This is a genomic window from Prevotella sp. P5-64 (genome assembly GCF_002251285.1).
GTDB lineage: Bacteria > Bacteroidota > Bacteroidia > Bacteroidales > Bacteroidaceae > Prevotella.
This window is the reverse complement of sequence record NZ_NPJK01000039.1, coordinates 1-1,248: the sequence shown is the minus strand read 5'-3', so window position 1 is coordinate 1,248 and position 1,248 is coordinate 1. Positions and strand designations below refer to the sequence as shown.

Sequence of the window (1,248 nt, the reverse complement as noted above, 5' to 3'; positions counted from 1 at the left end):
TTTGAAGGGTTTTGCATAAGCTCGGTTCTCTGTGTAGATATTCAGCACGTATTGCCTTGCAGTCATGATCCACTTGGCAGGTACGGAGATGAATCTGAAGACAAAAGCCTTTATGCGACTCGTTTTCTTGAGCCCAAAAGCCTTGGTGTCAAGCCTGCTCATGATGGTCTTGTAGAAATTGTGTATCAATGCAGTAAGCAGAAGAAAGACAGTATTCTCCGCCATGAATGACTTGGGGAGCCTGCTCCAACCGAATCCGTTGTTCATGTCGTCAAAGATACGTTCCTTGCCGCCACGCAGATTGTAGAATTCAACAATGTCCCTTGTCGATGACTTGTAATCGTTGGTCAGAATACAACGGTAAGTGTATTCGCCTTCCCACAGGTCAAGGTCGCCACTGTTGCGTCTTTGTCTCTGGATGACAAGACGATAGCACTTGCCTTCCCATTTCTCAACGAGAATGGAATTGAGTTCGAACTGGATGCCGTTAATCTCCTCCGTCTTCCATCCTCTCAGAGCAAAGATGTCATTGTAGAGCGAACTGCATCGGTTGGCACGGATGTAGAAATGTTTGCAATGCTTCTCTATCTCACTGACGATTTCCTTCGAGCAGGAACCGCAGTCTGCCCTGAAGCGATTTACACGGATGTTCTGGGATTCCAGAAGAGCGAAGAATCTCTTATGGGTGTCTGCCTGATGAAAACGCACATTCGTGTTACCATCGCTGTTCTCGATATAGACTATCTTGTCACCGATAACATATACGCCAGGCCTGTAGCCGAGGAACTTTTTGTAGGTCGGTTTTGCATCATACTTCTCCGTTTCAAGGAACTGATGGTCAAAGTCAACATCGTATTCCTCAATTTCCTTCAACTCGCCTGTAGAAACCAAAGCGTTTATAAGCAATGTGTTGAGTTTGTCTGCAGTATTGAAATCATAGGTCTTGCCTTGGTCGGAAGTATAGGAGATGTTTTCCTGTGTCAGTTCCTTGATGGCTCTGAGGATGGTATCAGAGCTGCATGTACGAAGGGTAGGATGATACGAGAGATGGCGCATCAGTTGTGACGTTACATCTTCCACGCATGAGCCGCCACAGAAATAAACGCTCATCAGCGAACGGACTATCTCGCTGAACTGATATCCGAAGATACTGCTGCATCTCTGACCCAGTGTTGAGTCGATAACGGGTGAAAGCATGGAGTCAAATTTCTCCATGATTGAAAAAATTCCTCCAAAAGGTGTGAGTTT

Annotated in this window: 1 protein-coding gene; it reads right to left on the bottom strand. The window is 45.8% G+C overall.

From position 1 onward, the window contains the following. Positions 1 to 1,248, bottom strand: a 1,248-nt coding sequence (locus CIK87_RS07820) for an IS1380-like element IS612 family transposase (protein ID WP_144008150.1), incomplete at both ends; no start/stop codon positions are given.